The 5,012-nt window shown below is 50.5% G+C and carries 2 protein-coding genes; both read right to left on the bottom strand.

The features are described 5' to 3' along the window. Positions 1–78: 78 nt before the first annotated feature. Positions 79–825 carry a ComF family protein gene (locus ACQY18_RS06215; protein WP_428039246.1) on the bottom strand — a complete coding sequence of 249 codons (747 nt, stop codon included), beginning with the start codon at positions 823–825 and terminating at the stop codon, positions 79–81. A gap of 4 nt (positions 826–829) precedes the next feature. Then, the coding region (locus tag ACQY18_RS06210) for a hypothetical protein (RefSeq protein ID WP_428039245.1) at positions 830–5,012 on the bottom strand (4,183 nt) is incomplete at its 5' end.

The raw sequence follows: 5,012 nt of genomic DNA, 5'->3' as shown, positions 1-5,012 counted from the left end.
AAATGCGAACGGGGAACAAAATGTTATTTTGTTCCCCGCGCATTAAAATCCTAACTTACCACCAGCCGTTATCATTCATTAGGGTTCGCGGGCCAGGGTGTAGGCTATCACTCTCTTCGCTCCCCCCTCCCTCAACGCCTGCGCACACCCCTCCAGCGTCGCCCCCGTCGTTGCCACATCATCTATCAGTAAAACCGTTTTCCCGCGCACGTCCGCCGTGGCGGCAAACGCGCCGGACATATTATCCAACCGCTCTTGGCGGTGCAGTTTGGCTTGCGCGGCCGTATCCCGCACGCGCACCAAACAGCGGCTTTCCACCGGCAAATGTACCTTACGGGCAAACGCCCGGGCCAACAGTTCCGATTGGTTATACCCGCGCCATTTCTGCCGTTTGGGATATAACGGCACCGGCACAACCACCTGCGCCCCCGCCAATTCCGGCAATTCCTTAAACCGTTGGGCCATTTGCGCGCCCAAATAGTCCGCCAGAAACGCATAGCCGGAATACTTAAACGCATGAATGAGCGCGCGGCTCTGCGGGCCGAACAGCCAGGCGGAGCGAATTATTTTACACTTAAATTTTTTACCTTTACTGCCGCGGCACCGCGCACAATGCGCCCCGCCGGACGGCAAAACCGTTCCGCAGCGTTGGCAGATAAGCGGCCCCGGCACACGCACCGCGCCGCGGCAAGCCGGGCAAAGCGGGTCTGCATACCTAAAGGGCAAATCGGCCCCGCACGCAAAACAAGTACGCGGGAACAGGATATGTAAAAGGAGTTCCCCCGTAAACCGGGCCGCAGGAAGCAGTTTTTTAGCGCGTATCATAGCATTAAAATTGTACCGTAATGTTGGCGGCAAAATTGTAAGAATCGTAATCTTCCGTGCGCACATACGCGTGTTTTAAGCGCGTGTAGCCGCCGGAAACATTAAAACGCAAATTTTGGGACATTTCATAATCCAGCGAAGTGGTTAAATCATATTTTTCATAGTTATCGCTCACTTCCACCGGGGAAGATTTATCCGTATAGCTGATACTGGTGTTCCAAATCACGCGGTTGGTGGCGTTGTAAACGCGGTTGATAAACGGCAGGCGCACCCCGCGCGGAATGTTAAAATCCCAACGCATATTTAAGCTGGGGGTGGTTTCTTTGGTGCTTTCGTTGAGTTTACCCACCAGCCATTTATCATGCGTGCTATGCACAATTTTGGGCGTTAAACGCATAGAGCCGATATAAAAAGAGGTCTGGGCAGAAATGTCGGTATCATCGTAGCGTTCCAAACTGGTATGGGCACGCAAGTCGGTAGAGTCGGACGTTTTGCGCGTATAATTCACCACGCTGTCAAAAAAGTTGAACAGCATAAAGCGCAGGTCACCACCGTACGCCGTTTGGTCTTTATCTTCGGAATTTTCCGTTTCCTGCTTGATTAAACTATACCGCAATTTAAGGTTGGTGGAGCTTAACCACGAGCCGGCATAAAAGAATTTTTCCAGGTCAGAAATGGAAAACACCAAATCCGGCAACGTCTGGCTGACGGAGTCGTACTCCGTGCCGGTTTGGTTGTTGGTTTGGGTGGTGTAGCTGAAGTTGTTAATAACGGAAATGGTTTTAAGCGGAGCCATCGCGCCGTTAAATTCGTAGCGGGAAAGCGGGCTCCACCGCTGGGAAGAAGTAAACGTATCGCGCAGCGTCATGGTACTGCGGTAGCCGTAGCGCCCCACCCCGTGCATGGAACGGCGTATCCATAATTCTTTGCGGGAATCAAAGCCGCTGTCCACATCACTCCAGGAGTCCGCATCCTGCACGCGGAACGCGTTGGAAATAACAAACGTGCTGAATAATTTGCTGTTGGGCATTAGTTCGTTGCCGTTTAAGGTAAGCGAAATCCCGCCGTCCGCATTGCGGTTAATGGATTTAACATCCCCGATACCCACCGTTTCCCGCGTGCCGGAAGCCGTGACGGTTTTGGCGGTTAAGTTGTTGTTTTCAGTCGTGGAAATATTATAGCTGAAAGACGGCGCCAACCAGGAGGCTACCTTCCAAGTGCTGGTGAACCCGGTGCTTTGGTTGAGGGCTTTGGGGTATTTGTTATATTGGGCCGTGCCGCTTGCGTAGGCGGTGCGTTCTTCGGTACTTTTGGAAAGGTTATAGCTGGGCACAAAGTTAAAATTATTGGTGGGCTGGTAATTTACTTTCACATTCATTTTTTGGGTGTCTTCGTCCGTATTATAGTTGGAAGCGGAGTGCATGGATTTATCATAATCAATTTTGGCATTGGTAAAATAATAGCCGGCATTAATGTTTTTGAAAGACGGCGCCGTATGGCTTACGCTTACGCCGTAAGTGCGGGAATCGTCTTTGCGTTTCAGCAAATTATAATCGGCCGTTTCCAGGGTATATTCCAACCCCACTTTGGGTAAATTATCCTTGATAAAATCCCCGCGCACCACCGCGCGTTGGCGTTCCACCTTGCCTTTATCTAACAGGCTGACGGTGTTGTAATCGGTCGTGTCCTCAATACTGGGCGTGGTAATGGTACTGCGCGTAAGGGTGGCCTGCATGGGGAATTCTTCTATTTTATCCACTTTTACAAAATATTCTTCTTCCGTGGTTTCCTGGTTTTTGGAAACGGAAAGCGGCGTTTCAAAATTATCGTCTTTATGTTTGTATTTGGCCCCGGCACTGCCCCAACCGTCCCACTTAACGGCCACTTCGCCCTTATACGCTTCGCCGCGTTGGATAATGGTTTCTGCCAAGTGTATCACATTGAGCCACACCTCCCCCGCCGAGCCCGTCTGTCCGACCCCTTTTTGCACCCCGGATACCATTAAACTGACTTTCTTAAAATTCATCACGCCGCCTGTTTTGCGGTGGCGGTACACCTTTACCCCATAAGAAGAGTCAGAGGCATCTTCAAACGCATCCGGGATAGCATCCCCGTTTGTATCTACCATATTTAGGGAAATTAAACGCCACCCCGTGTAATCCAACGGCACGACTACTTTGTCGTAATTTTCTTCCGTACCTACTTTTAGGAAGAACTGGGAGCCGGCATTAGCCGCTTGGCTGTGCAGTAAAAAGCGCATTTGCCTATGTTGGGTAAAATCCATGGTGGAAAAGTTGCGGCTGGCGTAGCGCTCCCCGGTTAAATCGGGCGGGGCGGCGGAGTCGTTCACTTCCGGCAACGCGGTAGTATTAAACGTGATATTTAAGGCTTGGTCTTTGGCGTTGGCGGAATCCGTGGCTTCTTTCAAGTTATCAATAGAGCCGTACAGATAGTTAAACACTTCTTTGCCGTCGCCGGAGGCGCTGAAAATAGGCTCATAGTCGGCATTATCCACGTTGTTAATGCCCGCCACCTGAAACTCGTCCGGGTCCGTACCGTCCGGCACATTCCACGCCGTGCCGGATAATGCCACCGTGGCAATTTTAATTTGCCCTTTGGTGGCGGTGTTGGGGCCTTTTTTAAGGGTAATACGCAAGTGGCGCACGGCCGTCCATTTGCTTTTATCCGCCGGGGGAATATTCAGCGGGGTCACAAAGGTTTTCCAACCGTTAAAATTAATTTCCCCATTTGTTAGCCCGCTAATGGGGGTGTTCATCCCGGCCGACACCCCGGAGAACCCGAAGTTGCCCCCAACGGAAGAATCTTCCCCGTCCATTTTATTGTTGCCGTTCAAATCCTGCGTATCAATGCGCCCGTTGGGTTGGGATTCCGGGTTATAAATGTTGTTTACAAACGGATTATAGCGGTGGAGGGTGCCGTCCGGGTCTTTGTATTCCCAGCCGATGTCTTCGCTAGGGGCCAAACTGTTGCGGCACAAAACATCTTCCGTCTTGGGTGCGCCGGTGGCGCATTGGGTATCCATACCGCCGCTGTTATCGGAATCTTCGTTAATATTACCGAAGGTCACGTTAATCAGCGGGCCGTTGGTTTGGCCTTTTACGGTTAAGTCAAAAGAGGTTTTATCGGATAAATCCACCCCGCTGGCGGAAAGCGGATAAACGATAGAAACTTCGTCATGCCCCGCATACGCCCCGGTAGCTTTGGAAAAATCATAATTCAGCACCAAAACTTGCTGTTTATCGTTGGAATTGCCACTCGCGTTGGGGTTGATTTCCAGCGAAGACACATCCTGCGTATCCCACGCCATACTACCCCAAAAGGCGGGTTTGTCGCTCGTCGGGTTGGCGGCAATAATCCAATCCCTAAAAATTTTGGAGCCGGCGGTTTGGATGCTCGTTTCGTTCATACTGTCCACCATGGCATAGCCGAATTGGTTGGGATTACTGCGCGATTGGGCCACCTCGGCGCCGAAGTCTACCGATACCGCCTCCGAAAGTTTAATATCCTTGCCGTTAATATCCGCCCCGTACACTAACAAATCCTTGCTGTAATTGCCCACCTGCGGCACGGAGGACGGCTTATCCCACCCCTCTTGCAAAACGGTGGCACCCATTTTGATTTTATCCCACAGTTTATAATCCAACCGCCCGCCGATAACGGAGTTATTGGAACTACTGCCGTTGAGTGTATCGTAAGTAATGTCAATGACGGAAGAATCCGTAATGTCATCCCCCTTGTAAAAGGTGATAAAACCGGACGTATAATCAATATAATAATCATTATTGCGGGTTAATTTGCGCCCGTTGAGTTTGACGGTTTCGGACTGGACGACAATATCGGACTCAATAAAATACGTTTTTACCTTGGAAGTATACTCCACCTTAAACGTGCGGTTGTACGAGGACACCGGCGTTGTTTTATACAAAGAGGCATCCGCAAAGCGTTCCTGCAAGTAAAAAACACCGTTGTCAAAATCCATAACAATATTGGTGGGGTAAGTAAGGGTGGACCCGGTATAGGTTGGAATAGAAAGCTCCTGTCCGTTGGCATCCATGACCCGCAGTAAAAAATTGCCTTTGCCGTTATCTTTTGTAATCTGCTGGGTGCCCAAAGAATAATACGTTTTTAATTCCAGTTTATTGGCGGTTTCGTTGGCGGAGCCCGCC

Source organism: Candidatus Avelusimicrobium faecicola (assembly GCA_900540405.1).
Lineage (GTDB): Bacteria > Elusimicrobiota > Elusimicrobia > Elusimicrobiales > Elusimicrobiaceae > Avelusimicrobium > Avelusimicrobium faecicola.
This window is presented reverse-complemented; position numbering and strand designations above follow the sequence as displayed.

Excerpts from the sequence above, each read along its gene's own strand:
- ACQY18_RS06215 (WP_428039246.1), bottom strand. The coding sequence starts at position 825 with ATGATACGCGCTAAAAAACTGCTTCCTGCGGCCCGGTTTACGGGGGAA.